The sequence below is a fragment of the Acidimicrobiales bacterium genome (assembly GCA_040219515.1).
Taxonomy (GTDB): domain Bacteria; phylum Actinomycetota; class Acidimicrobiia; order Acidimicrobiales; family Aldehydirespiratoraceae; genus JAJRXC01.
Genome location: JAVJSI010000005.1, coordinates 168,307 through 195,063, shown reverse-complemented (window position 1 = coordinate 195,063; position 26,757 = coordinate 168,307). Strand labels below are relative to the sequence as shown.

Here is a 26,757-nt window from a genome sequence, read left to right as displayed (position 1 = left end):
GAATGTCCGGACTAATACCTGACAAAAATGATCGGAATTAGGTGTATTCACTTCGGGGCCGCCCTTAGGGTGAGAATCGTAATCCCGACTGTACTGATCAGAATTAACTGGATTGGCCCCGATGACGCTCGTAGACACGCCTGTCGCTCTCCGCACCGCCGCTCGTTGGAGCGCTGCCGACGCCGCCGCGATGAGCGCCCGGTTCGAGGGCAGCCATCCCGGCGATGTCATCGCCTGGGCCGTCGAGGAGTTCGGCGCCCGCCTGAACCTGAGCGCATCCTTCGCCGACACGTTGCTGATCGATCTCGCCGTGGCCGTCGAGCCCGACATCGAGGTCGTCTTCATCGACACCGGCTTCCATTTCGCGGAGACACTCGCCACGGTGCGCAAGGCGATGGCCCGGTACGCCCTGAACCTCACGGTGCTGCGCCCCGCCCCCACCGCGGCCGATGTCTGGAATCACGGCACCGACACGTGCTGCGGCAGCCGCAAGGTCGCCCCGCTCGAACGTCACCTCGTCGCCAACGCCGACGCCTGGATGTCGGGCCTTCGCCGCGACGACAGTCCGCAACGAGCCGACGTCCCCATCGTCGACCTCGACCTTCGCGGGCTCGTGAAGATCAATCCGCTGGCCGGCTGGTCCGCCGACGACATCCAGCGCTACATGCTCGAGCACGACGTGCTGGTCAACCCGCTCACGTACGAGGGCTACCCGTCGATCGGCTGCTGGCCGTGCACGGCGCCGGCCGATGCCGGCGATCCGCGTGCGGGCCGTTGGGTGGGTACCGCCAAGACCGAGTGCGGGCTCCACCAATGAACACCTCCTACGCCGTCAACCTCGAACTCGACGGTCGGCCCGTCCTCGTCGTGGGCGGTGGCGCCGTCGCCGCCCGCAAAGTGGCCGGACTCCTGCGGGCCGGCGCCTCGGTCACGGTCGTCGCACCGAAGGCCGTTCGCGAGATCACCGACGACCCCGACGTGCGCTGGTTCCAGCGTCGGTACCAGCGCGGCGAGGTCGCGTCCTACCGGCTCGCGATCACGGCCACCGACGACCACGACGTCAACGCCCTCGTGGCGTCCGACGGCGACACCGCGGGGGTGTTCGTCAACTCCGCCGACGATCCGGCCAACTGCTCGTTCACGCTGCCCGCGGTGGCCCGCCACGGCGACCTCCAGGTCGCCATCTCCACCAACGGCCGCAGCCCGGGCCTGGCCCGCTGGCTCCGCCGTCGCTACGAACGCGAGCTCTCGGGCGGCTACGACCAGCTCCTCGACCTCCTCTCGGAGACCCGGGCCGAAGCCCGCGCCGCGTTCGGCACCTCCGAGGTCGACGGATGGGACGACGCCCTCGATGCCGATCTGCTCGGCCTCGTGCGGGCCGGACGCATCGAGGACGCTCGCGCCGTACTCCGGGAATACCTGGGGCTGACCACCGAGGTGGCGTCATGACGGTGCACCTCGTCGGCGCCGGTCCCGGTGATCCCGATCTCCTCACCGTCAAGGCCGTTCGTCTGCTCGAACGGGCCGATGTGGTCGTGTTCGACCGCCTGGTCGACCCCCGCATCCTCGAGATCGCGCCGCCGTGGGCAGAGCTCGTCGACGTCGGCAAGCACCCCGGCGCTCCCGCCGATGCCCAAGCCCGCATCAACGACATTCTCGTCGATCGCGGTCGACGTTTCGGCTGTGTCGTGCGCCTCAAGGGCGGCGACCCCTTCGTGTTCGGTCGCGGTGGCGAAGAGGCGCTCGAACTGCGAGCCGCCGGCATCGCCGTCCACGAGGTCCCGGGCATCACCTCGGCCATCGCGGCGCCGGCCGCGGCCGGCATCCCCGTCACCATGCGCGGCATCAGCAGCGGCTTCACCGTCGTCACCGCCCACCAGGATCCCCACGCCGACCGTTGGCTCGACTGGGACGCGCTGGCCCGCACGGGCACCACCCTGGTCATCCTCATGGGGGCCAGCCGCACCGCCGTCATCAGCGAGCGCCTGATCGCCGGCGGCATGGACCCCGCCACTCCGGTGGCCGCCGTGCACGCCGCAACCACCGCGGACCAGCACGTACAGCGCACTACCCTTGAAGGTCTCCCCGAGCTGACGGTGGTCAACCCGTCCACCCTGGTTGTCGGCGGTGTCGCCGCCCAGTCCGTGCTCGACGCCGACCTCACCTCCGCCCTCGGCCCCGTACTCACGAAGGAAGGACCCGTCCGATGACGATCCTCGACCCCGCCATCGAGACCACCGAGATCGATCCGGCCATCCAGGCCGACGTCGACAAGTTCCGCGAGGTGCTCGCCGGCTACGAGACCGGGGAGGTCAGCGAAGACGTCTTCCGTGTGTTCCGGCTCACCAACGGCATCTACGGACAGCGTCAGGGCGGCACCAACCAGATGGTGCGCGTCAAGGTGCCCTACGGCTCGATGACCCCCTCGCAGTTCGAGATGATCGCCAACCTGGTCGAGCGCTACAGCCGCGGGTGGGGCCACATCACGACCCGGCAGAACCTCCAGTTCCACTACGTCCAGCTGGACCAGATCCCCGACGTCATGCAGCACCTGGCGTCGGTCGGCCTCACCACTCGTGAGGCATGCGGCGACACGGTCCGCAACGTCCAGGGCTGCCACCTCGCCGGCGCGTGCCCCCACGAGCACCTCGACATCACGCCGTGGGCCGAAGCCGCCTACCAGCACTTCGTGCGCAACCCGATCGGTCAGCGCCTGCCCCGCAAGTTCAAGATCAACTTCTCGGGCTGCGAGACCGACTGCGGTCAGGCGATGTTCAACGACGCCGGCGTGATCGCCACCACCCGCACCCTCGACGACGGCACGGTCGAGGCGGGTTTCCGTGTCTTCATCGCCGGCGGGCTCGGCACCACGCCGTTCCCCGCGATGGCGCTCGAGGACTTCACCCCCAAGGAAGAGCTGCTCCCCACGCTCGAAGCGATCCTCCGGACGTTCGAGCAGACCGGCAATCGCGACAACAAGCTGCGGGCCCGGATGAAGTGGGTCGTGGAGAACCTCGGGTTCGAAGAGGTCCAGCGCCGCATCCTCCACTCCCGCAAGTTCCTGCTCGCCTCCTCCTCGTACCCGGGTGGTCTTCCTCCGGAGGTCGTTCTCAATGGCGACGCGCCGGCCGGTGTGGGTAACGGAGCTGCCGTCACCGAGATCGGTCAGGGCACACCGGTCAGCCTCGGCGGCGCCTCGGCCTACGACCGCTGGTTCCAGGCCAACGTGGTCCGTGGCATCGCCAGCGGCCAGGTCTCTGCCTACGCGTGGGCCCAGTTGGGCGACATCACGGCCGAACAGTTCCGCGGGATCGCCGCCATCCAGCGCGAGTTCGACGCCGACATCCGCCTCACCAACCGTCAGAACCTCATCATCCGCGGTCTCGACGAATCCGACCTGCCGGTGCTCTACGAACGGCTCGTCGCGATCGGCATGGCCGAAGCCGGAGCGGAACTCGTCCGCGACGTGGTCGCCTGCCCCGGCGCCGACACCTGCAACCTGGCCGTCACCCAGAGCCGCGGCCTCGCCAAGGCCATCGGCGACGCTCTCGACGCGGAAGGCCTCGGCACGATCGGGGGCCTCCGCATCAACATCTCCGGCTGCACCAACTCGTGTGGCCAGCACCACGCCTCCGACATCGGGTTCTTCGGCGCCGAACGCCGGGCCAACGGCCGCTCCGCTCCCGGCTACCAGATGCTGCTCGGCGGCTATGTCGGTCAGGAGCAGATGCACTTCGGCGAGAAGGCGCTGCGCCTGCCGGCCAAGGCTGCGGCCCAGGCCGCGGTTCGTGTCGTACGGCGCTTCAACGACGAGCGCACGGCCGGCGAATCCTTCCGGGGCTGGCTCGAACGTTCCGGCGGCGCCGCCGAGGTCGGCAAGGGCATGAAGGATCTCGACGAGTTCCCCGCCTACGAGGAGAACGCCGACTTCTACGTCGACTTCGACGAAACCGGTCCCTACGTGAGCGAGATCGGCGAATCGGAGTGCGCCACCTGAGTAGCGTGCACCTGTGCATGCCGATCAGCTGACGCAGTCACTCGAACGAATCGACGGGTACAACGCCGACGATCCCAACCGCTTCGATGATCGACCTCTGGCCCGGTTCCAGGGCGAGCGGGCCCATCACTGGGTCCTCGGTCTCGATCCCGACGCGTCGCCTGCGCTCCAGATCGCGGCCCGGGGTCACCACATCGGCCGCTGGGAACTCCCCCGCTCCGAATTCGACGAAGGCCGCAGCGGGTATCTCCGATGGCGGAGAGAACAGAAGAAGCGTCATGCCGCGCGGCTGACCTCGTTGCTGTCCGACGAGGTGGACCCGCAGGCACTCGCCCGTGCGGTGGAGATCGTCCAGAAGAAGGGTCTCGGCTCCGACCCCGAGGTGCAGACTTTCGAGGACGCGGTCTGCCTCACCTTCATCGAGACGCAGTTCCTCTCCACCGCCGACAAGCTGGCCGACGACGAGAAGATGGTCGAGGTCGTCGCGAAGACGCTGCGCAAGATGAGTGCCGACGGCATCGCCGCGGCCCAGACCATCGACCTCGACGAACGGTCGGCCGCCATCGTCGCGCGAGCCGCTGCCCGGCTCGGCTGATGGCTCCCCGGTTCGACACCGACTTCGCGCCCCGCCACGGTGAACTCGTCGACGTGTCGCCCCTGCTGCGGCGCATCGTCTGCAACAACCCCTCCAAGTTCACCTTCCACGGCACCGGCACCTACGTGATCGGTCGAGGCGACGTCGCCGTGGTCGACCCGGGGCCCCGAGACGAGCGCCATGTCGCCGAACTCGTCACCGCTCTCGCCGGCGAACGGGTCCGCCAGATCCTGATCACCCACACCCACGGCGACCACTCCCCGGCCGCCGCTCGGCTCGCCGCGGAGACGGGCGCGCCGGTGCTCGGCTTCGGACCCCACCCCGAGAGCGCCACGAGCGAGACCGACGACGACGTCGACCCCGACCACGACTGGGACACGGGTGAGGAACGCACGGAGCCGACCGAGGAGGAACAGGCGAAGGCCCTAGCAGACCACGAGAAGCACCGACCCGACGTCGACTTCGCTCCCGACCATCGCCTCACCCACGGTGACGTCGTGGAGGGTCCGGGATGGACCGTCGAGGCGCTCCACACACCGGGCCACATCTCGAACCATCTCTGTTTCGCGTTGGCCGAGGAGAAGGCCGTTCTCTCCGGCGACCACGTGATGGGCTGGTCCACCACCATCATCCCTCCTCCGGATGGGGACCTCGGCGCCTACCTCACGTCGCTACAGCTGCTGCTCGACCGAGACGACGAGACGCTCTACCCGACACATGGCGCCCCGATCACCGATCCGGCGCCCTATGTCCGTTCACTGCTCGAACACCGCCTCGCCCGCGAGCAGCAGATTCTCGACCGGCTCGCGGTCGGTCCGCAGTCGGTACGCGAACTCGTGGCGGCGCTCTACGACACGGTCGCCCGCGAGCTCTGGCGCCCCGCGGCTCGTTCGGTCATCTCCCACCTGATCGCCCTCCGGGAGAGCGGTCGGGCCCGTCAGGTGATCGACTCCGAGTCGGCGCTCGCCACCACGACAACCTGGGAACTCGCGTGAGCCGCGGCTCGCAGGCAGGGCGGTACTCCCGACCTACAGGCCGACCGCGACCTCGACCGGGTGGTGACAGGCGAAATAGTGGTCGCGGTCACCCACCTGCTGCATCTCCGGCTCGTCGGTGAAGCAGATGTCGGTGGCGTGCTGGCAACGGGTGTTGAAGCGGCAACCGGCCGGCGGGGTGATCGGCGACGGCAGCTCGCCGTCGATGTCGCCGTCGCTCGGGTCGACGGTGGCGGCCGGCTCGGGGATCGATGCCAGCAGGGCCCGTGTGTAGGGATGACGGGGGTGCTCGTAGAGCTCGTCGGCGTTGCCGATCTCGCACGCCTTGCCCAGATACATCACGATGATGCGATCGGACACGTTCTTGACCACGGACAGGTCGTGGCTGATGAAGAGCAACGTGAGCCCGTAGCGCTGCTTCATGTCCTCGAGCAGGTTGAGCACCTGCGCCTGGACCGACACGTCGAGGGCCGACACCGGCTCGTCGCAGATGAGCACCTTGGGGTCGAGGGCCAGGGCCCGGGCGATGCCGATGCGCTGGCACTGGCCACCGGAGAACTGGTGCGGACGGCGATCGCCGAACTTGGGGTCGATGCCGACCGCCATCATCAGCTCCTCGATGCGGTCCTGCGACCAGGAGCCCTCCTTGTCGCCCCAGACGGCGAGCCCCTCGGAGATGACGTCGCGGATCTTGCGACGCGGGTTGAGCGACGAGATCGGGTCCTGGAAGATCATCTGGAGGTCGGGCCGGATCTGGCGCAGCGACTCTCCTTCGAGATCGGCGAGATTGTGACCCTGGTAGTCGACACTGCCGCTCTTGATGTCGTTGAGACGGATGATCGACTTGGCGACGGTGGACTTGCCACAGCCCGACTCGCCTACGATGCCGAGCGTCTCGCGCTCGGCCACATCGAACGAGATGCCGCTCACCGCGTGAACGACCGCGCCGCGCCCCACGGGGAACTCCACGACGAGGTCCTTGACGCTGATGATCACGTTCGGGTCGTCGCGCAGGGGCGCGTGTCCGGTGCCGGCCATCAGACCGCTCCTCCGCCGGCGTAGCCGGCGATCGGCAGACCGGCGGCGGTCTCTCCGGCCGCCACGTTCGCGGCGAGAGCTTCTCGTCCACGATCGGTGTTGGCCGGGTGGAAACAGGCGTACTCGTGCATGCCCTTCACACCCTGCAACGGGGGTACGGCCTCAAGACAGTCCGCCTGAGCGAACCGGCATCGCGGGGCATAGGAGCATTGCTCCGGTGGGTTGATCATCTCCGGCGGGCGCCCGGGGATCGGTTCGAGGCGGGTGTGGCTCGGCTGGTCGACCCGCGGGATGGTCCGCAACAGCGCATCGGTGTAGGGGTGGCGAGAATCGCCGAAGAGCGTCTCGGTGGCCGATCGTTCGACGATGCGGCCGGCGTACATCACGGCGACGTCGTCGCAGCGACCGCGGGCCACACCGAGGTCGTGGGTGATCAGGATCATCGACATGCCCCGCTCCTCGCGAAGTCGATCGAGCAGGTTGAGCAGGCGCCGCTGCACCGTGACGTCGACCGCCGTGGTGGGCTCGTCGGCGATCAGCAGCTTGGGCTGACACGCGAGCGCCATGGCGATCACGACCCGCTGACGAAGACCACCCGAGAGTTCGTGAGGGTACTGGTGCACCCGCTTGGAGGGCTCGGGTACGCCGACCTGGCCGAGCAGGTCCTCGGCCTCGGCAAGGGCGTCCTTCTTGCTCGTGCCCAAGTGGTAGCGAAGGGTCTCGGCGATCTGTTCGCCGCAGCGCTTCACGGGGTTGAGCGAGGTCATGGGGTCCTGGAACACCATGGTCATCTCGACGCCCCAGAAGTGGTCCTGGCCTTTTCTCGCAAGCTCGCGCACGTCCTTGCCCTCGAAAATCACGTCGCCTTCGACCTGCGCCGTGCGCGGCAGAAGGTTCATGAGCGTCTTGGCCGTGACGGACTTGCCCGAGCCCGACTCGCCGACGATGCCGACCATCTGACCCTTCTCGAGTTCGATGTCGACACCGTTGAGCGCCTGCACGACCCCCCGGGTGGTCGGGAAGCGGACAGTGAGATCGCGAACGATGAGTTGTGGTTCCGACATCGAGGCTCCTAGAAGGCCGTTTCTCGCACGTCGGTGTACTCGCGCACCCGGTCGCCGGCGAAATTCAACGCGAGGATGGTGAGGAACATCACGATGATGATCGAGAACGCCACATGGGGGATGTTCTGCAGATCGCGGATGCTACGTGACTCGTTGATGAGCTTGCCCCAGCTGATTGCGCCGGCGTCCTCGCCCTGCACCGACAGGCCGAGGAAGGCAAGACCGCCTTCGGCCACGATGGCGAGACCCATGCCGAGCAGGCCGAGCGCTCCCATCGGGATCAACACGTTGGGAAGAAGCTCGCGCACGATGATGCGGCCGTTCTTGGCCCCGATCACCCGCGAGGCGTGGACGAACTCGCGCTCGGCGAACACGAGGGTCTGCGCTCGCGCCAGCCGACCGACGGGGGCCACCGCAAGGACGCCGAGCGTGATCGACACCGACCTCAGGCTCTGCTCGGTCGAGGTGACGATCAGGATCGCCAGCACCAGTGCGGGGAAGGACAGCACGGTGAAGAACAGGAAGCTGATGAACTGATCGACCCGACCCCGAAGGTAGCCGGCGATCATGCCGAGCGATCCGCCCACCACCAACCCGAAGAAGATGGCGAAGAAGCCGACGACGAGCGAGATGCGCGCTCCCCACACCGCCCGCGCGAAGACGTCTCGACCGGCCTTGTCGGTGCCGAACCAATGGGCCCACGAGGGACCCTCGTTCACTGGTCCCGCGCCGAACTCGGTCGGATCGTCGATCGGGAGGTAGGGGGCGAGGAGGGCCACCACGATCAGCACGCCGAGCCAGCCGAGCGCGAGCCAGAAACCCCAGCCCAGTGTTTTCTTCACGGCGTCGGACGGAAGTGGATCCTCGAGGATCGCTTCGGCCGTGGCCTGGATGCTGTCGGTCACCGGGTCCTCGCTGTGGGTCGGGGGGTGGTCGTCATCCGGCACGCACCCTGGGGTCGAGCCATCCGTAGAAGAGGTCGACGAAGAAGTTCACGATCACGAAGGCCACCGCGATCAGGGCCACCAGCACGACGACGACGGGTTGATCCTGGCGCAGGACGGCTTCGACGACGGCGCTCCCGATGCCAGGAATGAAGAAGATCTGTTCGATCACCAACGAGCCGCCGATGAGGGCGCCGGTGTTCACGCCGAACACGGTGACCACCGAGAACATCGACGGTCGCAACGCGTGGCGGTACATGATCCAGTTCGTCGGCATGCCCTTGGCGCGGGCCATGTGCACGAAATCGTCCTGCAGGGTCGTGATCAGGTCGGTCCGCAGCAGCCGCTGATAGGTGGCGGCGAGACCCAGGCCCAGGGTGAGCGCCGGAAGCGTGAGCGACTTGAGTTCCTGGCTCCAACTGTCGTCGTCGTAGCCGGCCGGGAAGAACTGCCACTTCAGGGCGAAGAGCCACAGCAGGATCACACCGAGCGCGAAGTTCGGGATCGACAGCAGCCCGAACGAGCCGATGGTGCTCGCCCGGTCGAATCCCCGGTTCGCTCGGCGAGCCGTCGACACGCCCCAGGGAATGGCAATGCCGAGGGCGATGACCTGGGCGTAGGCGACCAGTTTCAGCGTCTGCGGGAGCCGGTCCTGGACGAGCTGCTTCGTCTCGACGCCGGTGGTCAGCGATCGGCCGAAGTCGCCACGCACCATCTCGCCGGCCCAGATGCCGTAGCGAACCGGGATCGACTTGTCGAGGTTGTACTCCGCTTCGGCCTCGCGGATGATCTCGCAATCCGTGCGCCCTCCGCCCGTCGAGCTGGCGTCGGGAATCTCCCCGCGATCGACGGCGTCACAGTCGGTGCCCGCGATGATCGGGCCGACCAGGTTCTCGAGCGGATCGCCGATGACATTGAGCGACGCAAAGGTCGCGAACGTGACCGCGAGGAGCACGAGGATCAGTTGCAGCACGCGACGTAGAACGAATCCACGCATCACTCACCACTCTCGTTGTGCATCAACGGATCCTCGTTGCTCCTCACTCGATCAGGAAACGGACCGGACTATTCGATCCACGCGTTGTGCAGGAAGATCGAGCCGTCGGCGTTGCAGGTCACGCTGTCGCCGTCGGGGCCCGTGGTGCCGCAGAGGTTCTTGACGTTCTCGCTGTAGCCGAGGACCCAGCGAGAATGCGTCAGGAAGACGTAGGCGTAGGAGTCGTGCACGTTCTGAGCGATCTCCTGCCAGGCTGCGATTCGCTCGTCTTCGTCGAGGGTGGCCCGCTGGGCGAAGAGATGGGTGTCGCGGTCCTCGTCACAGACACGTACCCAGTTGAGGGCGATGCCCGCACCAGCCGTGGCGCACTCGAGCCAGACGACCTCGTTGTCGGGCTCGATCGCCCCGAACTGACGCCACGTGACCACGTCGTAGAGACCGAAGGCGACCTCGGTGATGTGATCGGTCTGGAGCAGCTCCTGGCGGGTGACGTTGAAATAGTCCTCCCAGCCGTTGATGAAGAGGTCCATGATCAGCGTCTGCGTGACCGACGGGCCGGAGTACTGGAGCTCCATGTTGACCTTGCCGTTGGTGCACATCGGGTCGCCGGCCTCGTTCACCGGGTTCTCGGCGCAGTATTCGACGATCAGCGGGGCCGCCAGCTCGGGCGTGTTGCCCTCCTGCACGATGTCGGGATTGTGCCACTTGGTGTCGGGGTGGAACATGCTGTCGGCCAGAGGCTTGGTGCCCTGGGCGATGATGTCGAAGTACCCCTGGCGATCGGTCGCGTAGGTGAGCGCCTGGCGGACCCGGATGTCGTCGAACGGCGGCCGCGAGGTGTTCATCATGATGTCGTCTTCCGCGCCGAGCACGTTGGACGCCGTCTCGATACCCGGCGAGGCCTCGAGCGTGAGCTGGGCCTCGGGGTTGCTGGTGACGATCAGGTCGATCTCACCACGAGCGACACGCTCTGCCGCGATCACGGTGTCGGTGATCGGCAGCACTTCGATGGCATCGAGATAGATGTCGTCGGTGCCCTGCCAGTAGTCGTCGTTGCGCACGAGGAGGGTTCGGACACCCGGCTCGCGTTCCTCCACCTTGAACGGACCGGTGCCGATCGGCATCTGATCGAGCTCGGGGTTCTCGGCGGCGGCGACGAGATAGTCGGGCGACGGGATGAATCCGAGCTGGCTGGTGAGGTTCACGGGGAAGTGCTGGCTCGGACGAATCAGGTTGAACTGGATGGTGTACTCGTCGATCAGCTCGTAGCGATCCGTTTCCGGGTAGCTGGGCACCACGGCCAGCGAGATCAGCGGGTCGTTGAGCGTCGCGTCGAACGCAGCAGCAACGGCCGCGGCGTTGAAGGGCGTGCCGTCGTGGAAGGTGACGCCCTCGCGCACCTTGATCAGCCAGGAGGAACCGTCGCCGACGGGCTCGGCCGACTCGGCCAACCACGGGAACCAGTTGCCCTCGGTGTCGACATAGAACATGGGGTCGTAGATCTGGTAGCCCATGATGTACGCCGACGTGGCGAAGTTGTTCGAGGTCGGGTTGAGACCGTCGGACGGGGCCTCGACCGAGACGGTCAACGTGCCGCCGACCACTCCCGGGTTCTCCTCACGCTGTTCGTCCTCGCCTTCGCCTTCCTCCGGCGCGGAGGTGCCGGGTGCCTCGCCGTCGTCGTCGCCGGTCGTGTCGCCGTCGTCGTCAGCATCGGCGTCGGTGTCGGTGGCGTCGGTTCCGCCGTCGTCGCCGCAGGCCGCGGCAAACAGCGAAAACGCGAGGAGCAGGGCGAACAGCCGTGCCAGCCTCGAGCGTGAGGAACGAGTGAACATGGGTGACTCCTCCAGGAGAGAACCATCGGCGGTCGTGTGACTCGCGCCACAAGGTCTAGCACTGTGGTCCAGTCAACGCGTAACACGCAAGCTTTCGCCACGCGAACTTCAAGCGGATTTCGGTCTTGTTCCGGTGACGGGAACGCCGGACGGGCCGATCAGGGGTCGATCAGGGGTGCTGGCTGCTGACCGAGAGGACCTCGCCGGTCATGTAGCTGGCGAGGTCGCTGGCGAGAAAGACCATCACGTTCGCCACTTCCCATGGCTCGGCGGCGCGGCCGAAAGCTTCGCGCTCGGACAACTGGTCGAGCAGGTTTTCGTCGCTGACCTTGGCCAGAAACGCGTGCATGGCGATGCTCGGTGCCACCGCGTTGACGCGGATGCCGTGCTCGGCCGCCTCGATCGCCGAGCACCGGGTGAGCGCCATCACGCCGGCCTTGGCCGCTGCGTAGTGACACTGCTCGTCCTGGGCGCGCCAGCCGACGACCGACGCGTTGTTCACGATCGCGCCCTCGATGCCCGCGTCGATCATGTGACGCAGCACGGCTCGGGTGCACCGCATCGTGCCGTCGAGCGTCACACCCAACACGGCACTCCATTGCTCGTCGGTCATGTCGACGAGGCGCACCGAACCACCCAGGCCGGCGTTGTTCATCATCACGTCGATGCCGCCCAGAGCGGCGATGGCCGCGGCGACGAGTCCCTGGACGTCGTCCTCCACCGTCACGTTGCAGATCTGGGTGTGGGGCCGGCGACCCGTCTCCTCGGCCAGACGGTCTGCCGTCTCGCCGAGTCGGCGTTCGTGGATGTCGGAGATGAGCACCGCCGCGCCCTCGAGCAGGGCGCGCTTGGCCACGGCCGAGCCGATGCCGGTGCCCGCCGCCGCGGTGACGACGACGCGCTTCCCGGTGAGGAGGTTGCGACCCTCCGGCTCCTGCGGCACCGACGGCACCCTCAGCTCTTCTTCTCTTGCGCAGCGCTCTCTTTGGCGGCCATGTCGGCCATGCGCCGCTCGAGATCGGCGATGAAGGGATTCGGCTCCTGCCCGACGGTGCTCGGCAGCATCTGGGCGATCTCCTCGGGAGACCACTGATCGCCACCGGCCCACATCGTGCGCAGCTCCTGGGGCTGGTTCCAGACGGAGATCCGTCGACCGACCACCGTGTAGATCTGGGCGTTGATCTCGCGACCGGCGTCGCTCATCAGGTAGATGGCCATCGGTGCGATGTCCTCGGGCTCGCCGGTCTCGATCTCGAACGGCACGTTCTCGCTCATGCGGGTCTTGGCCACGGGGGCGATGCAGTTGGCATTGATCGACGGACCGCCGCGGAGCTTGATGCTGGCCGCGGTCATGGCCGCCGAGCGGGTGAGGCTGACGATGCCACCCTTGGCCGCCGAGTAGTTCGGCTGCGCGGTCGACGCCGTGAACGCGCCGGACGTGAAGCCGACGAGCGAACCGCCGGTGTCCTGCTTGCGCATGCGGGCGAAGGCGGCCCGGTAGACGTTGAAGTGCCCCTTGAGGTGCACCGCGACGACATGGTCCCACTCGTCTTCGCTCATGTTGAAGAGCATCCGCTCGCGCAGCACGCCGGCCGGGCAGACGACGCCGTCGATGGAGCCCCAGTTGTCGACCGCGGCGGCGACGACGGCCTCGCCGACATCGAACTCACTGATGTCGCCGGCCACGGCGACGGCCTTGCCGCCGGCGGCTTCGATCTCGGCCACCGCGGCGTCGGCCACCTCGCTGGAGGGATCGCTGCCGTCCATCGAGACGCCGTAGTCGGCGACGACGATGTTGGCGCCCTCGGCGGCTGCCGCGAGGGCGATGGCCTTGCCGATGCCCGCGCCGCCACCGGTGATTGCGATGTTCTTGCCTTCGAGGAATCCGGCCACAGCCGTCCGCTCCTGTGTTCGTCGAGTGTGTGTTCGCTGAAACGAGTGGCCCAGAGCCGGGCCGCAGCCGCCGACCCTAGTCACCCTCTCCCACCGACTCGTAAGTCAGCGGCAACGCCAAACTGCAACGGGGGTCTGACCCCCGTTGCAGTTGCGACCGAATCCGTGGGGATTGTCACCGCGCGTGGGGGAATCGAACACCGCGCGTCACGGGTATCCGCGTACATCGCACCGGGGCGACATAGATTTTCGCTGGGCTGGAGTACCCACCGACGCAGGAGCAAGGGCGTGAACCACGAGCGCGAAGCCGCGACCGTGACCGGCGACCGATCCCGCGCCGACGTGCTCGCGCGTTTGGCTCGGACGACAGACCCGGAAACAATCGATCTGACCAGAGCCATCGAGGCCCGCACCGAGCTCGATCGGCTGGGCAGCCCCGCGTTGCTGGTCGACCTCGACGGCACCGTTCTCGACACCAACACCCAGGTCGACCGTCTCGGTATCGATCGTGCCTCCGTTCGCGGTCGAGCGCTCTGGGCCGCGCCCCTGTGGGCGATCGACGATCCGTCGTCCACCCTCGCCCCGCTGGTCGAAGCGGGCGCCGAAGGTCGGGCCGGACAGCGCACCATCGACATCGGTGGCGTGGCGCCCCGGCCGGGACGGGTCTCCCTCACGCCGATCATCGACGACCGTCGAGCGGTCGCCGTACTGCTCGTCGAGCTCCGGGGCCTGGCCGACAGCCGCGAGACCGACGCCCTGATCGCCGCGACCACGCAGGCCCTCGCTGCGGCCGAGGACATCTTCCGGGCCGTCGCCGAGCACACGTCCGACCTCGTGTGTCTCCACGACCCGGCAGGAACATTCACCTACGTGTCGCCCTCGTGCCGCCGCCTCCTCGACCTCGACCCTGCATCGCTGCTCGGAAGCCACCCCGTCGACATTTCACACACCGCCACCCGGGACGCGCTCGTGCAGGCCATCCACGACGCCGGCCGACGCGGCTCCGACCCCATCCGCTTCCGCCATCGACTCCGCCACCGCAACGGATCGTTCCGCTGGTTCGAAACCGCGATCACCCCGATCCTCGCCCCCGACGGCACGGTCCGGCAGTTGCAGTCGTCGAGCCGTGACATCACCGAACAGCGAGAAACCGAGCAGAGCCTGATCAAGCAGGCGTTTCACGACGAACTCACCGGACTCCCCAATCGCGCGCTGCTCATCGACCGGATGACCCACGCACTGGCCGCGAGCGAACGGTCGCACCAACCGATCGGCGTGCTGTTCATCGATCTCGACGGTTTCAAGACCATCAACGACACCCTCGGCCATCCGGTGGGCGACACCGCGCTCACCAAGGTCGCCGAGCGTCTCACCGCCATCGTCCGTCCCGGCGACACGCTCGCCCGGATCGGCGGCGACGAGTTCGTCATGCTGTGCGCCGGCACCGACGGCGCTCGCGGTGCCACTGCCGTGGCCCGTCGCATCCTCGACGCCTTCGCCCAGCCGTTCGTGCTCGAGGGTCGCGAGATCGCGATCGGCGCGTCGATCGGCATCGCCACCTCCATCGGGTCGGCCGAACCGAATCAGATCATCGAGAACGCCGACATCGCGCGATACGAGGCGAAGCACGAGGGTCGCAACCGGTTCGCGATCCACGACGAGACCGACCAGTCGCTCGCTCTGGAGCGCATCGACACCGAAGAGGCGTTGCGGCGCGCCGTCGACAACCAGGAACTCCGCCTCCACTACCAGCCCGAACTCGACCTCGAGTCCGGGCGTATCGTCGGGTTCGAAGCGCTCGTGCGTTGGCAACGGCCCGACGGGCGACTCATTCCGCCCGGCGAGTTCATCCCGCTGGCCGAGGAGACGGGCATCATCGTCGACATCGGTCGATGGGTCATCGCCGAGGCCTGCCGTCAGGCCTCGCTGTGGCGCGTCCATCGCACGCCCGACCAGGAACCCGTGCGCATCTGGGTCAACCTGTCGGCCCGCCAGCTCGGCGATCCCGATCTCGTGCCGTTCGTCCAGCGCACCGTGGCCGAGGCCGGGATCTCCACCGACGAGATCTGCCTCGAGATCACCGAGTCCGCGCTCATGGACGACGCCCAAGCAGCGACCGAGCAGCTGGACCAGCTCCGGCGCATCGGCATCAGCCTCGGCATCGACGACTTCGGCACCGGCTGGTCACAGTTCGCCTACCTCCAACGGCTGCCCCTCGATGTGCTGAAGATCGACCGCTCGTTCGTGTCCGGGCTCGCCTCCGATCACGCGGCCGCCACGATCGTCGCGGCGATCATCGATCTCGCCCATGCGCTCGGACTGATCGTGATCGCGGAGGGCGTCGAGTCAGAGGATCAGTTGGCGGTGCTCCGCGAGCTCGATTGCGACCAGGCGCTCGGCTTCCTGTTCTCCGAACCGCGCGAAGCCGCGGCCTTCGATCACGCGCTCGACGACAACTGAACTCAGCGTCGGTCACCGAGCAGCATGAGCACGGTGTGACGGAGCTCCGCTTCGACGCTCCCGGCATCGGTCAGCCCGCCGACCCAACGGCTGATCGCGGACAGCCACACGTGGCCCACGACCCGGGCGACGCCGGCCGCGTCGACCCCCGGCTCGTCGCCGATGGCGTCCACGATCATCTCCATCACCTCTGAGTCGACCCGGAACTTGTACTGCGCCGCGGCCGGATCGGTGGTGGTCAGCGCCGTGATGAGCGCACCCATCAACACGGGCGCGCCCTCGGCTGCGTTCGCCGCCTGCCCGAGCACGTCGGCAAGACGATCAGCCGCGCTTCCGTCGACGTGACCGTCCCGTTCGATACGACGCCGCAGCACGCTGACCCATCCTGCGAGACCGGCGAGCAGCAGATCGTCCTTGCCTGCGAAGTAGCGGTAGATCGTCCCGAGCGAGACGTTGGCCTGTTCGGCCACCTCTCGCATCTGGACCGCCTCGTAGCCGCCCTCGGCCGCCAGGTGCATCGCCGCCTCGACGACTCGCCCGCGCCGCGCCGCCTTTCCATCGGCCCGTCGCTGCGGGGTCGAGGCGTCGGTCGACGAAGACATGGCCCGAAAGTCTGGCGGACACCACCAGCGATCGCGAAATCCGCCGCGGGACCCAACCGGTACCCTCGCAACCATGCCCACGGGATTTCTCGACGAGCTCGGCGACGCGGCGCCGGCGTGGCGGCAGCAGATGCTGCGCCGCCGCTACGGCAAGGACGAGCCGATATTCCACGAAGGCGAGACCGGCGACACGTTCCACGTGATCGAGAAGGGGCGCGTCCTGATCGAGGTCTCCACCGTTCGCGGCGACGTCGCGGCATTGGCCGTGCGGGGCCCCGGCGAGGTACTCGGTGAGCTCGCCATCGTCGGTGATGGCCTCCGCACCGCCCGGGTCACAGCCCTCGAACCGACCGAGACGCTGTCGCTCACACAAGCGCGACTCGACGATCTCCGGCGGGCCGACGCCGGGGTCGACCGGCGACTCCTCGAGATCCTCGCGGCACGCCTCGCCGAAACCATGGCGCAGCTGATGGAAGTCCTGTTCACCCCCGTCGAGACACGCGTCCTTCGTGTGCTGCTCCGCCTCGCCGACGTCTTCGACAACGGCGTCGAGCCGGTGGTCGTCCGGGTACGTCAGGAAGACATCGCCGCGATGGCCGGCACCCGTCGACAAACCGCGAACCGTCCGCTCAAGGCTGCGGAAACGGCGGGCGCAATCCTGGTGGGCCGGGGGCGAGTGGAAGTACTCGACCGGGCACTCCTCGAACGCCTCGCTCGTTGAGCCGGCCTACTCCCCGTCCGGCGCCGGGGGCGGCGGCGGGAGTTCGGAGTCACCATGATCGGCGTCGTCGTCCTGGTCGGCGGAGTCGTCGAACTTGGTGGCATCGCGCATGCTCCCGAGGATGTCGACGCCGGTCGCGGCCTCGATCTGTTCGGTGAGGCTGACCACGGCCCCCGGCAGCTGCGAGACGAAGGCAGGGATCCCACCGTTGCCGTTGCCGTTCCCACCGCCGTCGACCACGGCGACACGGTCGATGGTGATGCCGTTGACGGTGGACACGATCTTGTCCACGAGGTCCGGCAGCATGTTGAGCACGAAGATGCGCTGACCGTCTTCACCGGCCGCCTGGTATTGCTCGGTCAAGCGACGGAACACCTCGACCTGTGCCTTGCCGTCCTCGACGATCTTCGCCGCCTCGGCCTGGGCATTGAGCTGCTTGGCCTCGAGGTTCGCGCGGGCCGGCGTGACCACGTTGGCCTCGAGGCGACGACGCTCCAGCTCGATGCGTTGCTGCTCGAGGTCCTGCTCGGCTGTGGCGCGGGCGATGTCGCCGGCCACCGACGCCTCCTCTTCCTTCGCGCGAGCGATCGCGTCGAGTTCTGCGGTGCGCACCCGCAACATGTTCTGCTCCTCGACGATCTTGCGTTCGGCCTGCACGGTGGCGATCTGGGCCAGCTGACGGGCGTTGGCCTCCGCCTGCTCGGACTCGGACTGCCGATTCGCCTCGGCGACCCGCGCCTCCTTCACCACCTCAGCGGTGAGTCGCCGACCGACCGACTCGAGATAGAGGTTGTCGTCGGTGACGTTCTGGATCTTCATCACGTCGAGATCGAGACCCAACGTCTTGATGTCATCGTCGGCTTCGTCGATGAGCTTCTGCGAGAAGAGGAGCCGATCCTCGTTGACCTCTTCCGGCGAGAGCGTGGCCAGAACACCGCGGAGGTTCGCCTCGAGGGTCTCCTTCGCGATCTGACCGATCTGGGCGTTGGGCACGTTGAGAAAACGCTCGGCCGCATTCTCGAGCACACCTTCCTTGCTCGAGATCTTGACGTTGGCGATGCCCTGGACGTTCAGCGGGATGGTGCCCTTCGAGTAAGCGTTGGTCACCGACACCTCGAGCGGGATCGTGTTGAGGTCCATCCACGCCACCTGCTCGAAGATGGGCATCTTGTAGGCGCGGCCGCCCTTGATGATGCGGTAGCCGACCGTCCGACCGTCGGAGAGTGTGCGCTTGCGTCCGGTGATGATCGCGACGCGGTTCGGGGGGCAGATAACCAGGACCGAACTTGCTATCGAGATGATCGCCAACAGAACGAATACGACCAGAAGACCTGCGCCGATGATTAATCCCATGTCTTGGTTCCTTCTGCGTCGAGGACGCATCTGCGAGGCAGCACATGCCGCCGCGAACTATTTCTCATTCGAGTGAGAGATCCGGGATCATGGGGGCCACGAGCGCGACCCCCCGCTCGATCCGCACGATCACGACTGGTTCACCGACAGCCATCGACGATCCATCCGCCGGCGCGGCCGTCATCTGTTCTCGGGCGCCGGCCATGTCGAGGACGATCCTTCCGCGATGGTCGTCGGTGATCGGAAGCGAGACCCGCGCGATCTTGCCTTCGAGCTCGGCGTCGGTCACCTGGCTCGACGCGCCGGGGGCTTTGATCCACTTGAAGAGACGGTGGGCCGCGTAGCCCACACCGAGCGAGAGGACGAGGGCGAGAACCAGCGTCGCGACGAAACCCGAGCCGGTCAGCTGCCCGATCATGCCGATGCCGCCGAAGGTCGTCATGAACGCCGCAACCGCGGACAGCGGCACGACCGTCATGTCGCCGTCGCCGTCCATGTCGAGGCTGAAGCCGTCGCCGCCATCGGCATCGCCGACAAACGTCATCCAGAGGAGTAGCGGCGCCCCGACGGCGAGGAAGAAGAGGTACAGCGCACTCATTTCGTTCCCCCTCGAAGGTAGTACGGATTCGAGTCTGCGGGACGGCGGTGAGCTGGTTTACGCTCCCGGCCATGTCGTTCAACGCCTTCTTCCACGAAGTGTCCGCCGAAGTTCGCAACTGGGGCCGCTGGGGTGCCGACGATCGCATCGGCACCCTCAACCTCATCACGCCCGACGCGATCGCCGCGGCCGCAGCCACGGTCGAACATGGCCGCGCCATCTCGCTGGCGATCGACCTGAAGCACGACGGGGTGCAGATCGGCCAGATCCCGACCCGCATCAACCCTGTGCACGTGATGGGCACGATCGACCACCCGGACCTCGGTGACCCCGACGGCGATGCGATGGTTCCCCACTTCAGTGACGACATGGTCACGATGGGCCTCCAGGCCGGCACCCACTGGGATGGTCTCGCCCATGTGAGCTACGGCCACCGGCTGTACAACGACATTCCCGCGTCGACCATCACCGCGCGAGGTGGTGCCGAGGTCCTCGGCATCGAGCACGTGCGCGCGCTGGTCGGACGCGGAGTCCTGCTCGACATACCCGGATCGAAGGGGCTCGACCGTCTCCCCGACAACCACGAGGTCACCGGGGCCGACCTCGACGCGGCCGCCGAGTGGGCCGGCGTCGACATCGCTGCAGGCGACATCGTCCTCATCCGCACGGGACGCATTCAGCTCTATCTGAACGGCAGCGCGCAGGCCTACACGATGGGTGAGGCCGGCACGGCCGACAGCCCGGGCCCCGGCATCGACGCCGTGCGGTGGTTCCACCGCAACGACATCGCCGCCGCCGCAACCGACACCTACATGTTCGAGGTGTTCCCTCCGCCGGACTGGGACAACGTCCTTGCCGTGCACTGTCTGGCCGTGGTCGACATGGGATTCACCCAGGGTCAGAACTGGCAACTCGAGGAGCTGGCCGCGGTTTGTCGCGAGTACGGGCGCCACACATTCCTGCTGAGCGCGAGCCCCGAACCGGTGGTCGGCGCCACGGGCGCACCGGTCGTTCCCGTGGCCGTTTTCTGACCCGCACAGGGAGGAAGTGATAGGAAGACCCGTGACGAATGCAGGCAAAGGGCCTGTCTGGAGGTTGCCATGGCACTCGTAGAGCAGCTCGCCGAGATCGAACTCTTCTCGGAGCTCACCAAGAAGGAACTCAAGAAGGTTGCGTCCTTCATGACTCCCATCACGGTGAAAGCCGGCCGTGATCTCACGGTGCAGGGCCAGCCCGGCCGCGAGTTCATGATCATCGCCGAAGGCGAGGCCACGGTCCGCCGCAACGGTCGGGTGATCGCCCGCTACAAGCCCGGCGACTTCTTCGGCGAACTCGCCGTGATCGCCGGGGTGCCCCGGACGGCCACCGTCACCGCCGACACCGACATGACCGTCGAGGCGCTCAACCGACGAGAGTTCAGCTCGATGCTCGATGAGAGCTCCAAGCTCGCGAAGAAGATTCTCGTCGGTGCGGTGAAGCGCCTGCACGAGCTCGAAGAAGGCGTCGTCCGCTAGGACGGTCGCCGGTGCCGCAATCCGCCGAGGTTCGCGGTCTCGACCCCGGGTCGGTGAGCCGCTGGCTCGACGCACACGTCAGCGAAGCACACGGTCCCTTCGAGTTCTCGCTCATCGCAGCGGGAGGCTCCAACCTGACGTATCGCGTGCGCGACGCGGCGGGCCGGGAGTTCGCCCTGCGTCGACCCCCCGAGGGCACCGCGCTCGAGACGGCTCACGACACCGACCGCGAGTGGCGCATCATGTCGGCGCTGTCCGACGCCGGGGTCGTCCCGGTCCCCGGTTGCGTCGCCCGGTGCGATGACGCATCCGTCACCGGCGCGGCCTTCTACGTGATGGAGTTCGTCGACGGCACCATCCTGCGCACCGCCGCCGACGGCGGTGCGTTCGACGAGGCCGACGCCGCCCGTGCGACCGCCGCGCTGGTCGACGGCCAGGTGGCGTTCCACACACTCGACCTCACCGCCGTCGGACTCGCCGATCTCGGCCGTCACGACGCCTATGTGACCCGCCAGCTCAAGCGGTGGAAGACCCAGATCGAACGGGCCGACGCCCGCCCGGTCCCGCTCATCCACGAACTCCACACTGTGCTCACCGCCCGAACGCCGGCCGAGCGAGCCCGACCCGCGCTGGCCCATGGCGACTATCGCTTCGACAACGTCGTCCTCGGTGCGGACCTGTCGTTGGCCGCGGTGCTCGACTGGGAACTGTGCACCACCGGCGACCCGATCGCCGACTTCGCCTGGTCGATGCAGTACTGGGCCGAACCGGGCGACGACATCACCTGGCTGACCGATCCGCCGACCTCCTCGTCGCACTTCCCCCGCCGGGACGAGGTCATCGCCCGCTACGAGACCGCCACCGGGTTCGACCTCTCGGACTATCCGTTCTACGAGGCGTTCTCGTGGTGGAAGCAGGCGTGCATCGTCGAGGGTGTCTACGCCCGGCGCCTCCGCGGCAGCCAGGGTGGCATGGCGCAGATCGGCCCGCCGTCGATCATCGCCGACCGCGTCGATGTCATGCTCGACCACGCGCACTCCCTCGTGAACGCGCTCGACTGAGGAGCCTCTCCTGGACACCCCCGAGATCACCGTCGTCGGAAGCGCCAACCTCGACCTCGTCGTCGACGTGGCCAGCGTGCCGCTCGTGGGCGAGACCGTCCTGGGCGGCGACCTCCGCCGTATCCCCGGCGGCAAGGGTGCGAATCAAGCCGTGGCCGCGGCCCGTCTCGGCCGCCGCGTGGCGATGGTCGGCCGGGTGGGAACCGACGACGGTGGCACCATTCTTCGGGGGGCGCTCGACCTCGACGGCGTCGACACCAGCGCGCTTCTCGACACCCCCGACACACCGAACGGGGTTGCGCTGATCGCCGTGAATGCCGATGGCGACAACGCCATCGTCGTGAGTCCCGGCGCCAACGCCCGGGTGAACGCGAATGATGTCGCCGCCGCCGGCCCGCTCGTCAGCGCGGCAACCGTCGTGCTCCTTCAACTCGAGATCCCGGTCGAAGCCGTCACTGCGGCGGCGATCGCTGCGGGCGGCACCGTCATCTTGAACCCCGCCCCCGCCCCACCCGAGCCGTTGCCGTCGGCCCTGCTCGAGGCGGTCGACATCCTCGTTCCGAATCAGACCGAACTCGCGACGCTCACCGGCTTCGACGGTTCGGTCGACGCCGGCATCGCCGCCGACCTGGCGCGCCGACTTCCCTCCCCGACAGTGGTCGTCACCCTTGGGGGCGAGGGTGCTCTCGTGGTCACCGCCGACCGGAGCGAACACATCCCCGCGCCGAGCGTCCGCCCCGTGGACACGACTGGAGCCGGCGACTCGTTCTGTGGCGCCATGGCCGATGCACTCGTCCGCGGCCTCGACGTGTTCGATGCCGTGCGCTGGGCCGTCCGCGTGGGTGCCGTCACCACCCTTCGACCGGGCGCCCAACCATCGCTCCCGACCGCAGCCGAAGTCGACGCGCTGTTGGGCTGACGGTCGCCGACCGCCCCTCACGACGTACCCTTTCCGAGATGTCCTCCGTGCCGATGCTCATCGACTGCGACCCGGGACTCGACGACGCGATCGCGCTGCTGACCGCGTCGAAACTGGCCGACCTGGTCGGCATCACCACGGTCAACGGAAACGTGGGGCTCGACCACACCACCCACAACGCGTTGGCCGTGGCCCAGGTCGCGGGGATCGAAGTTCCCATCCACCGCGGCGCGGCAAAGCCACTGGTGAACGAACCGATGGACGCCTCCCACGTCCATGGCCCGACCGGCCTCGGCTCTGTCGTGATCCCCGATGTCACCCGGACCGTCGATTCCGATGACGCCGTTGCGTTCATTCTCGACATGGCCCGCTCCGTCAGCGGGCTCCACCTGGTGCCCGTCGGACCGCTGACCAACATCGCGCTCGCGCTCCAGGCCGATCCGACACTGCCGTCTCGACTCAGCGGCATCACGATCATGGGGGGCGCAGCGGTCGGCGGAAACGTCACGGCCACGGCCGAGTTCAACATCTGGGCGGATCCCGAGGCGGCCGCCATCGTCTTTCGCGACGGTGGCCCGATCACAATGGTCGGTCTCGATGTCACCCACCAGGTCCTGATGGGATCGGCAGAACGCGACGCCATGCGGGCCGCCGACACCGCGTCGGCCCGACTGGCAGCCGACCTGCTCGACTACGCCGTCGATCGAGCCGGTGAGCTGTCCGGTTGGGCGGGCGCGCCGATCCACGATGCCAGCGCCGTCATCGCGGTCACCCATCCCGAGCTCTTCGGCGGAACGAACAACCATGTCGAGATCGAACTCGAAGGGGTCCACACCCGGGGCATGACCGTGGTCGACACCCGAGCCGACGCGGCCGGGAACCCCACCGTGAAGGTCCTGCGCACCGTCGACGCGCCGGCCGTCATCGACCTCATCGTCGACGCGATCATCTCGCTCCCTGCAACCTGACCATGTCGTCCGACCGCATCATCTTCTCGTTCATCGTCGGGTGGATCGTTCTCGTCGCTCTCCTGATCGCCCTCGACTGGCTCGGAAATCCCAACCGCGGCCACTTCCGACCGAGGGGCGAACGGCAACCCCTCGACCGCGCGGCGCGAAAGGCCGAGCGAGCCCGCCGTCGACTGGACGAGGATGCCTCGGTGAGGGCCGCCCTACGCGACGCGTATGGCGCATCGAGTCTCCGCCTGAACTGGACGAGCGACCAGGAGACCGAGGTCCGCCGGATCGACGACTCGCTCGTCGTGGAGGAGCGCGAGGGTGCCGTCGACGTCGTATCGCGTGAGGTCGACGGCCTCCACTCCGACGATGAGGGCATCGATCTCGACGCCGACACCGACATGACCGAACCCGAGTCCGACGGGCCCGAGACCGACGAACCAGTCGAGCCCGAGCAGGACGGACCCGACGAGCCCGAGCCCCGAGCCGTGGGGTGGACGGTGGGCGACGACCCACTTGCACTCACGGCGAAGGGCAACGAACCCGCGTCGGGCACGGTGCGGGGCCGCGTGTGGAAGAACCACGCGATCTCCGGGGGATGGGGTGAGGACAACCGAGCGCTGCTGGCCGCGGGAAAGGCACCTCGCCGCCGAAACCCCATCACGGGGCTCGACGAGAAGGCGGTCGTCGACGCCAAGAGCGGCCGAGCGAGCTGGGGTCGCGAGCCGGTCGACCCGTTCGAGGCTGATGGATGAGCCCGGTGACACACATGACCATCGGCGTGGCCGCCGACACCACCATCACCGTCGAACGCGAGTCGCACACCTCCCAGCGACCCCAGGGTCTCGCGCTCGAGGCCGACCACCCGCTGAGGGTCGGCTCGGTCGAGGCCTCCCATGTCGTGCTGTGGACCGACACCTCACCGGAACGGGTCGAGGTCCGCACGACCGATGCCGGCGACCTGCGCATCTGGAATGTCTGGCGAGACAGCGACCTCATCCAGGCGTGGGTGGGCGACGCCCGGATCGTGATCGATGACCACGGCGACGATCTCGGCCTTCAGTGTCACGACGGTCATCCCGGTGTCGAGCCTGACCTCGTCGTACGCCTCTCATTCGACCGGGCCTGGACCCAGCCCGCAACCGATCACGACGAACCGTAGAACTCCGCGATCCAGTTCTCGCCCACCGCGACGCGAGGCGACAGCACGACCATCGCCCGGAACAACCACGTGAGAACTATGCCGGACTCTGCGGAGTCCGGCAGCTCGACGACGATGCCGTGCTTCGCGTGATCCTGCTTCTTCTGCCAGTCCGCCGGCAGCACGACCCCATCGGACTCGAGTCTCGCGAGCGCATTCGGGCCGGTGCCGTGGGAGATCCCGATCTGGGCGAGTCGACCTCGTCCCCGTCGAGGTGCCGGGGTCCAGGTCGCCATCGGTACCGCGGGCCCGCGCCCCGACACCCACTTCCCCACCGTTGATTGCGCGGGAAGCGAAGCGAATTCCTCGGGCGTCAGGCCCGGCCCGAGATTCATCCAGCCGTCTCCCCGGTCGGCCAATTCCTCCATCCGGGCGACTACCGGGGACACGTCGCGTCGTGTGAATTCCATGACGTCAGCGGTGGCAGCCATACCTGACCGTACCTGTCCACGTCCGGCCGGTACGGTTGGGCCCGCGGAGCGGTAGAACTACCGCGGAACACGACTCATGCGTCCACACCATCGAACACTCCTGGGCGCGCTGTGCGTCGCCGCGGCCGGCGCCATGCTCGCGGTCCCCCCTGCGAACGCGCAGATCGATCCTGGCCAACTCGACGAGCTCCAGAGTCGCCGGGACGAGTTGACGATCGAGATCGGCGAGATCGATGCCGAGCTCGAGCAGCTGGCCCTCGAGCGTCGCTCGCTGGAAGAACAGCAGAACGACCAGCGCATCGGCGTCGAGCTCATCGCGGACGACATCGAGTGGACCGCCTTCACCCGTGAAGAGCCGGCGTCGACCCGCGTGGAGATCGCGATCTTCGGCTTCACGCGCGGCGATCCGCGACAGAACGAGATGCTCAATGAGGTTCGCACACTCGAAGGCGACGACGAGCCCAGCCGGCGGCGGGCACTCTACGAGTCGGTGATCGACGACACACTGGGTCGACTCGCGGTCATCGATGATCGCCTGACGGAACTCGCGACCGAGCTCGCCAACGCTCGAGACCAGGTCGGCGCCACGGGCGAGTTGCTCACCGCCGTCGAGGAGCAGATCCGTACGACCGGGGCCCGACGCACGGAGCTCTCCGACGAGCTCTCCGACCTCATCATCCGGATCGAGGAGCTCCGCCAGCTGGAGGCGGGTGCCGTTCTCACCGGACAGACGACATTCGACGATCCGACCCGTCCGGCACTCGCGGTGAAGATCGACAACGTGCGCGCCGCTCGCCCCCAGGCCGGCATCAACCAGGCGGACATCGTCTACGTCGAAGAGGTCGAGGGTGGCCTCACCCGTCTCGCGGCGATTTTCCATTCGCAGGGCGCCGAGGTGGTGGGACCCGTTCGTTCGATGCGGACCGGCGACCTCGATCTTCTCGCCCAGCTGAACGGTCCGCTCTTCGCGAACTCCGGCGGCAACCGGGGGGCGCGTGGCGCCCTCGCCACCTCGACGCTTGTCGACGTGGGTGTCAACGCGTTCAACGAGGCCTACTACCGCGAGAGTGCACGCCGGGCGCCGCACAACCTCTTCACCAATGCGTTCAACCTGTGGGTCCTCGGTCGCGATCTGGAGAACGCCGGCACGCCACTCCCGATCTTCTCGTTCCGAAGCACGGGCGAGTCGCTGCCCGACGGCGCCACCGCCGTCGAGGGCGTCTCGATCGACTACGGCAGTTCGACGGTCGACTACGCGTGGAACGGCACGGGCTGGGACCGCACGCAGGACGGAGAACCGACCGTCGACACCGAGGGTGTCCGCGTGGCTCCCACCACCGTCGTATTGCAGTTCGTCGACTATCGGCCCTCTCCCGCCGATCAGTCGTCGCCCGAGGCAGTCACGGTCGGCAGCGGCGAGGCATGGGTGCTCACCGCCGGCCAACTCATGCCCGTGTCATGGATCCGCAACGCCATCGCCGATCAAACCGACTTCACCCTTCCGGACGGCACGGACCTTCGCATCCTTCCCGGAAAGATCTGGATCGAGCTGCCGCGTCCCGGCCGGGCCAGCTCCCGCTGAG

Annotated in this window: 27 protein-coding genes; 16 read left to right on the top strand and 11 right to left on the bottom strand. The window is 67.6% G+C overall.

Annotation, left to right across the window (positions count from 1 at the left end; genetic code table 11):
• Positions 1-121: 121 nt before the first annotated feature.
• From RIB98_03440 to RIB98_03415, 6 genes are read left to right on the top strand one after another with little or no spacing between them, the layout of a single operon-like run.
• A complete protein-coding gene (locus RIB98_03440) occupies positions 122-817 on the top strand; it encodes a phosphoadenylyl-sulfate reductase (GenBank protein ID MEQ8840010.1) in 696 nt (231 codons plus the stop codon).
• Positions 814-1,449: a bifunctional precorrin-2 dehydrogenase/sirohydrochlorin ferrochelatase gene (locus RIB98_03435; GenBank protein MEQ8840009.1), complete on the top strand. Its 636-nt coding sequence runs from the start codon at positions 814-816 to the stop codon at positions 1,447-1,449. The genes RIB98_03440 and RIB98_03435 overlap by 4 nt, the downstream gene beginning before the upstream one ends.
• A complete protein-coding gene (cobA, locus tag RIB98_03430; GenBank protein MEQ8840008.1) occupies positions 1,446-2,210 on the top strand; it encodes a uroporphyrinogen-III C-methyltransferase in 765 nt (254 codons plus the stop codon). The genes RIB98_03435 and cobA overlap by 4 nt, the downstream gene beginning before the upstream one ends.
• On the top strand, positions 2,207-3,997 hold the full coding sequence (locus tag RIB98_03425; protein ID MEQ8840007.1) for a nitrite/sulfite reductase: 1,791 nt from the start codon (positions 2,207-2,209) through the stop codon (positions 3,995-3,997). Before cobA ends, RIB98_03425 begins: the two co-directional genes overlap by 4 nt.
• 13 nt (positions 3,998-4,010) lie before the next feature.
• Positions 4,011-4,592, top strand: a complete 582-nt coding sequence (locus tag RIB98_03420; protein ID MEQ8840006.1) for a DUF4202 domain-containing protein — start codon at positions 4,011-4,013, stop codon at positions 4,590-4,592.
• Positions 4,592-5,587: an MBL fold metallo-hydrolase gene (locus RIB98_03415; GenBank protein MEQ8840005.1), complete on the top strand. Its 996-nt coding sequence runs from the start codon at positions 4,592-4,594 to the stop codon at positions 5,585-5,587. The genes RIB98_03420 and RIB98_03415 overlap by 1 nt, the downstream gene beginning before the upstream one ends.
• Positions 5,588-5,620: 33 nt before the next feature.
• Here the strand turns inward: RIB98_03415 and RIB98_03410 are convergent, their stop codons facing one another.
• The 7 genes from RIB98_03410 to RIB98_03380 form a co-directional block, all read right to left on the bottom strand.
• Positions 5,621-6,625 carry an ATP-binding cassette domain-containing protein gene (locus RIB98_03410; protein ID MEQ8840004.1) on the bottom strand — a complete coding sequence of 335 codons (1,005 nt, stop codon included), beginning with the start codon at positions 6,623-6,625 and terminating at the stop codon, positions 5,621-5,623.
• Positions 6,625-7,689, bottom strand: a complete 1,065-nt coding sequence (locus tag RIB98_03405) for an ABC transporter ATP-binding protein (GenBank protein ID MEQ8840003.1) — start codon at positions 7,687-7,689, stop codon at positions 6,625-6,627. The genes RIB98_03410 and RIB98_03405 overlap by 1 nt, the downstream gene beginning before the upstream one ends.
• 8 nt (positions 7,690-7,697) lie before the next feature.
• On the bottom strand, positions 7,698-8,594 hold the full coding sequence (locus tag RIB98_03400) for an ABC transporter permease (GenBank protein MEQ8840002.1): 897 nt from the start codon (positions 8,592-8,594) through the stop codon (positions 7,698-7,700).
• Positions 8,595-8,625: 31 nt separating this feature from the next.
• A complete protein-coding gene (locus tag RIB98_03395) occupies positions 8,626-9,630 on the bottom strand; it encodes an ABC transporter permease (GenBank protein ID MEQ8840001.1) in 1,005 nt (334 codons plus the stop codon).
• A gap of 68 nt (positions 9,631-9,698) precedes the next feature.
• Positions 9,699-11,465, bottom strand: coding sequence for an ABC transporter substrate-binding protein (locus tag RIB98_03390; protein MEQ8840000.1), 1,767 nt, complete (start codon positions 11,463-11,465; stop codon positions 9,699-9,701).
• A 169-nt stretch (positions 11,466-11,634) separates the two neighbouring features.
• Positions 11,635-12,408, bottom strand: coding sequence for an SDR family oxidoreductase (locus tag RIB98_03385; GenBank protein MEQ8839999.1), 774 nt, complete (start codon positions 12,406-12,408; stop codon positions 11,635-11,637).
• Between the two features lie 11 nt (positions 12,409-12,419).
• The gene (locus RIB98_03380; protein ID MEQ8839998.1) at positions 12,420-13,358 is read right to left on the bottom strand and encodes an SDR family oxidoreductase; all 939 of its coding nucleotides are present in this window, start codon (positions 13,356-13,358) and stop codon (positions 12,420-12,422) included.
• 288 nt (positions 13,359-13,646) lie between these two features.
• Between RIB98_03380 and RIB98_03375 the strand changes: the two genes are divergently transcribed.
• The gene (locus RIB98_03375) at positions 13,647-15,818 is read left to right on the top strand and encodes an EAL domain-containing protein (protein MEQ8839997.1); all 2,172 of its coding nucleotides are present in this window, start codon (positions 13,647-13,649) and stop codon (positions 15,816-15,818) included.
• 2 nt (positions 15,819-15,820) lie between these two features.
• Here the strand turns inward: RIB98_03375 and RIB98_03370 are convergent, their stop codons facing one another.
• Positions 15,821-16,420, bottom strand: a complete 600-nt coding sequence (locus RIB98_03370; protein ID MEQ8839996.1) for a TetR family transcriptional regulator — start codon at positions 16,418-16,420, stop codon at positions 15,821-15,823.
• 73 nt (positions 16,421-16,493) lie between these two features.
• Here RIB98_03370 and RIB98_03365 point away from each other — a divergent pair, with 73 nt between their 5' ends.
• Positions 16,494-17,141 (top strand): Crp/Fnr family transcriptional regulator, encoded by a 648-nt coding sequence (locus RIB98_03365; GenBank protein ID MEQ8839995.1) that lies wholly within the window; start codon positions 16,494-16,496, stop codon positions 17,139-17,141.
• A 6-nt stretch (positions 17,142-17,147) separates the two neighbouring features.
• On the opposite strand, the gene RIB98_03360 is transcribed toward RIB98_03365, so the two are convergent.
• Complete coding sequence (locus RIB98_03360) at positions 17,148-18,494, bottom strand: SPFH domain-containing protein (GenBank protein MEQ8839994.1); 1,347 nt, start codon at positions 18,492-18,494, stop codon at positions 17,148-17,150.
• A gap of 64 nt (positions 18,495-18,558) precedes the next feature.
• A complete protein-coding gene (locus tag RIB98_03355) occupies positions 18,559-19,092 on the bottom strand; it encodes an NfeD family protein (protein MEQ8839993.1) in 534 nt (177 codons plus the stop codon).
• Between the two features lie 71 nt (positions 19,093-19,163).
• Between RIB98_03355 and RIB98_03350 the strand changes: the two genes are divergently transcribed.
• The 7 genes from RIB98_03350 (at position 19,164) to RIB98_03320 (ending at position 24,704) form a co-directional block, all read left to right on the top strand.
• Positions 19,164-20,123 (top strand): cyclase family protein, encoded by a 960-nt coding sequence (locus RIB98_03350; protein ID MEQ8839992.1) that lies wholly within the window; start codon positions 19,164-19,166, stop codon positions 20,121-20,123.
• Between the two features lie 69 nt (positions 20,124-20,192).
• Complete coding sequence (locus RIB98_03345) at positions 20,193-20,606, top strand: cyclic nucleotide-binding domain-containing protein (GenBank protein ID MEQ8839991.1); 414 nt, start codon at positions 20,193-20,195, stop codon at positions 20,604-20,606.
• Positions 20,607-20,617: 11 nt separating this feature from the next.
• A complete protein-coding gene (locus tag RIB98_03340; protein MEQ8839990.1) occupies positions 20,618-21,667 on the top strand; it encodes a phosphotransferase family protein in 1,050 nt (349 codons plus the stop codon).
• A gap of 10 nt (positions 21,668-21,677) precedes the next feature.
• Positions 21,678-22,586 (top strand): ribokinase, encoded by a 909-nt coding sequence (locus RIB98_03335; GenBank protein ID MEQ8839989.1) that lies wholly within the window; start codon positions 21,678-21,680, stop codon positions 22,584-22,586.
• A gap of 38 nt (positions 22,587-22,624) precedes the next feature.
• Positions 22,625-23,554 (top strand): nucleoside hydrolase, encoded by a 930-nt coding sequence (locus RIB98_03330; protein MEQ8839988.1) that lies wholly within the window; start codon positions 22,625-22,627, stop codon positions 23,552-23,554.
• A 2-nt stretch (positions 23,555-23,556) separates the two neighbouring features.
• Positions 23,557-24,297: a hypothetical protein gene (locus RIB98_03325; GenBank protein ID MEQ8839987.1), complete on the top strand. Its 741-nt coding sequence runs from the start codon at positions 23,557-23,559 to the stop codon at positions 24,295-24,297.
• On the top strand, positions 24,294-24,704 hold the full coding sequence (locus RIB98_03320; protein ID MEQ8839986.1) for a hypothetical protein: 411 nt from the start codon (positions 24,294-24,296) through the stop codon (positions 24,702-24,704). The genes RIB98_03325 and RIB98_03320 overlap by 4 nt, the downstream gene beginning before the upstream one ends.
• Here RIB98_03320 and RIB98_03315 read toward each other — a convergent pair.
• Positions 24,689-25,174, bottom strand: coding sequence for a hypothetical protein (locus RIB98_03315; GenBank protein MEQ8839985.1), 486 nt, complete (start codon positions 25,172-25,174; stop codon positions 24,689-24,691). The two genes, RIB98_03320 and RIB98_03315, sit on opposite strands and share 16 nt — an antisense overlap.
• A 76-nt stretch (positions 25,175-25,250) precedes the next feature.
• Between RIB98_03315 and RIB98_03310 the strand changes: the two genes are divergently transcribed.
• Entirely contained in the window at positions 25,251-26,756 is a 1,506-nt protein-coding gene (locus RIB98_03310; protein ID MEQ8839984.1) for a DUF3048 domain-containing protein, read from the top strand.
• Position 26,757: the final 1 nt, after the last annotated feature.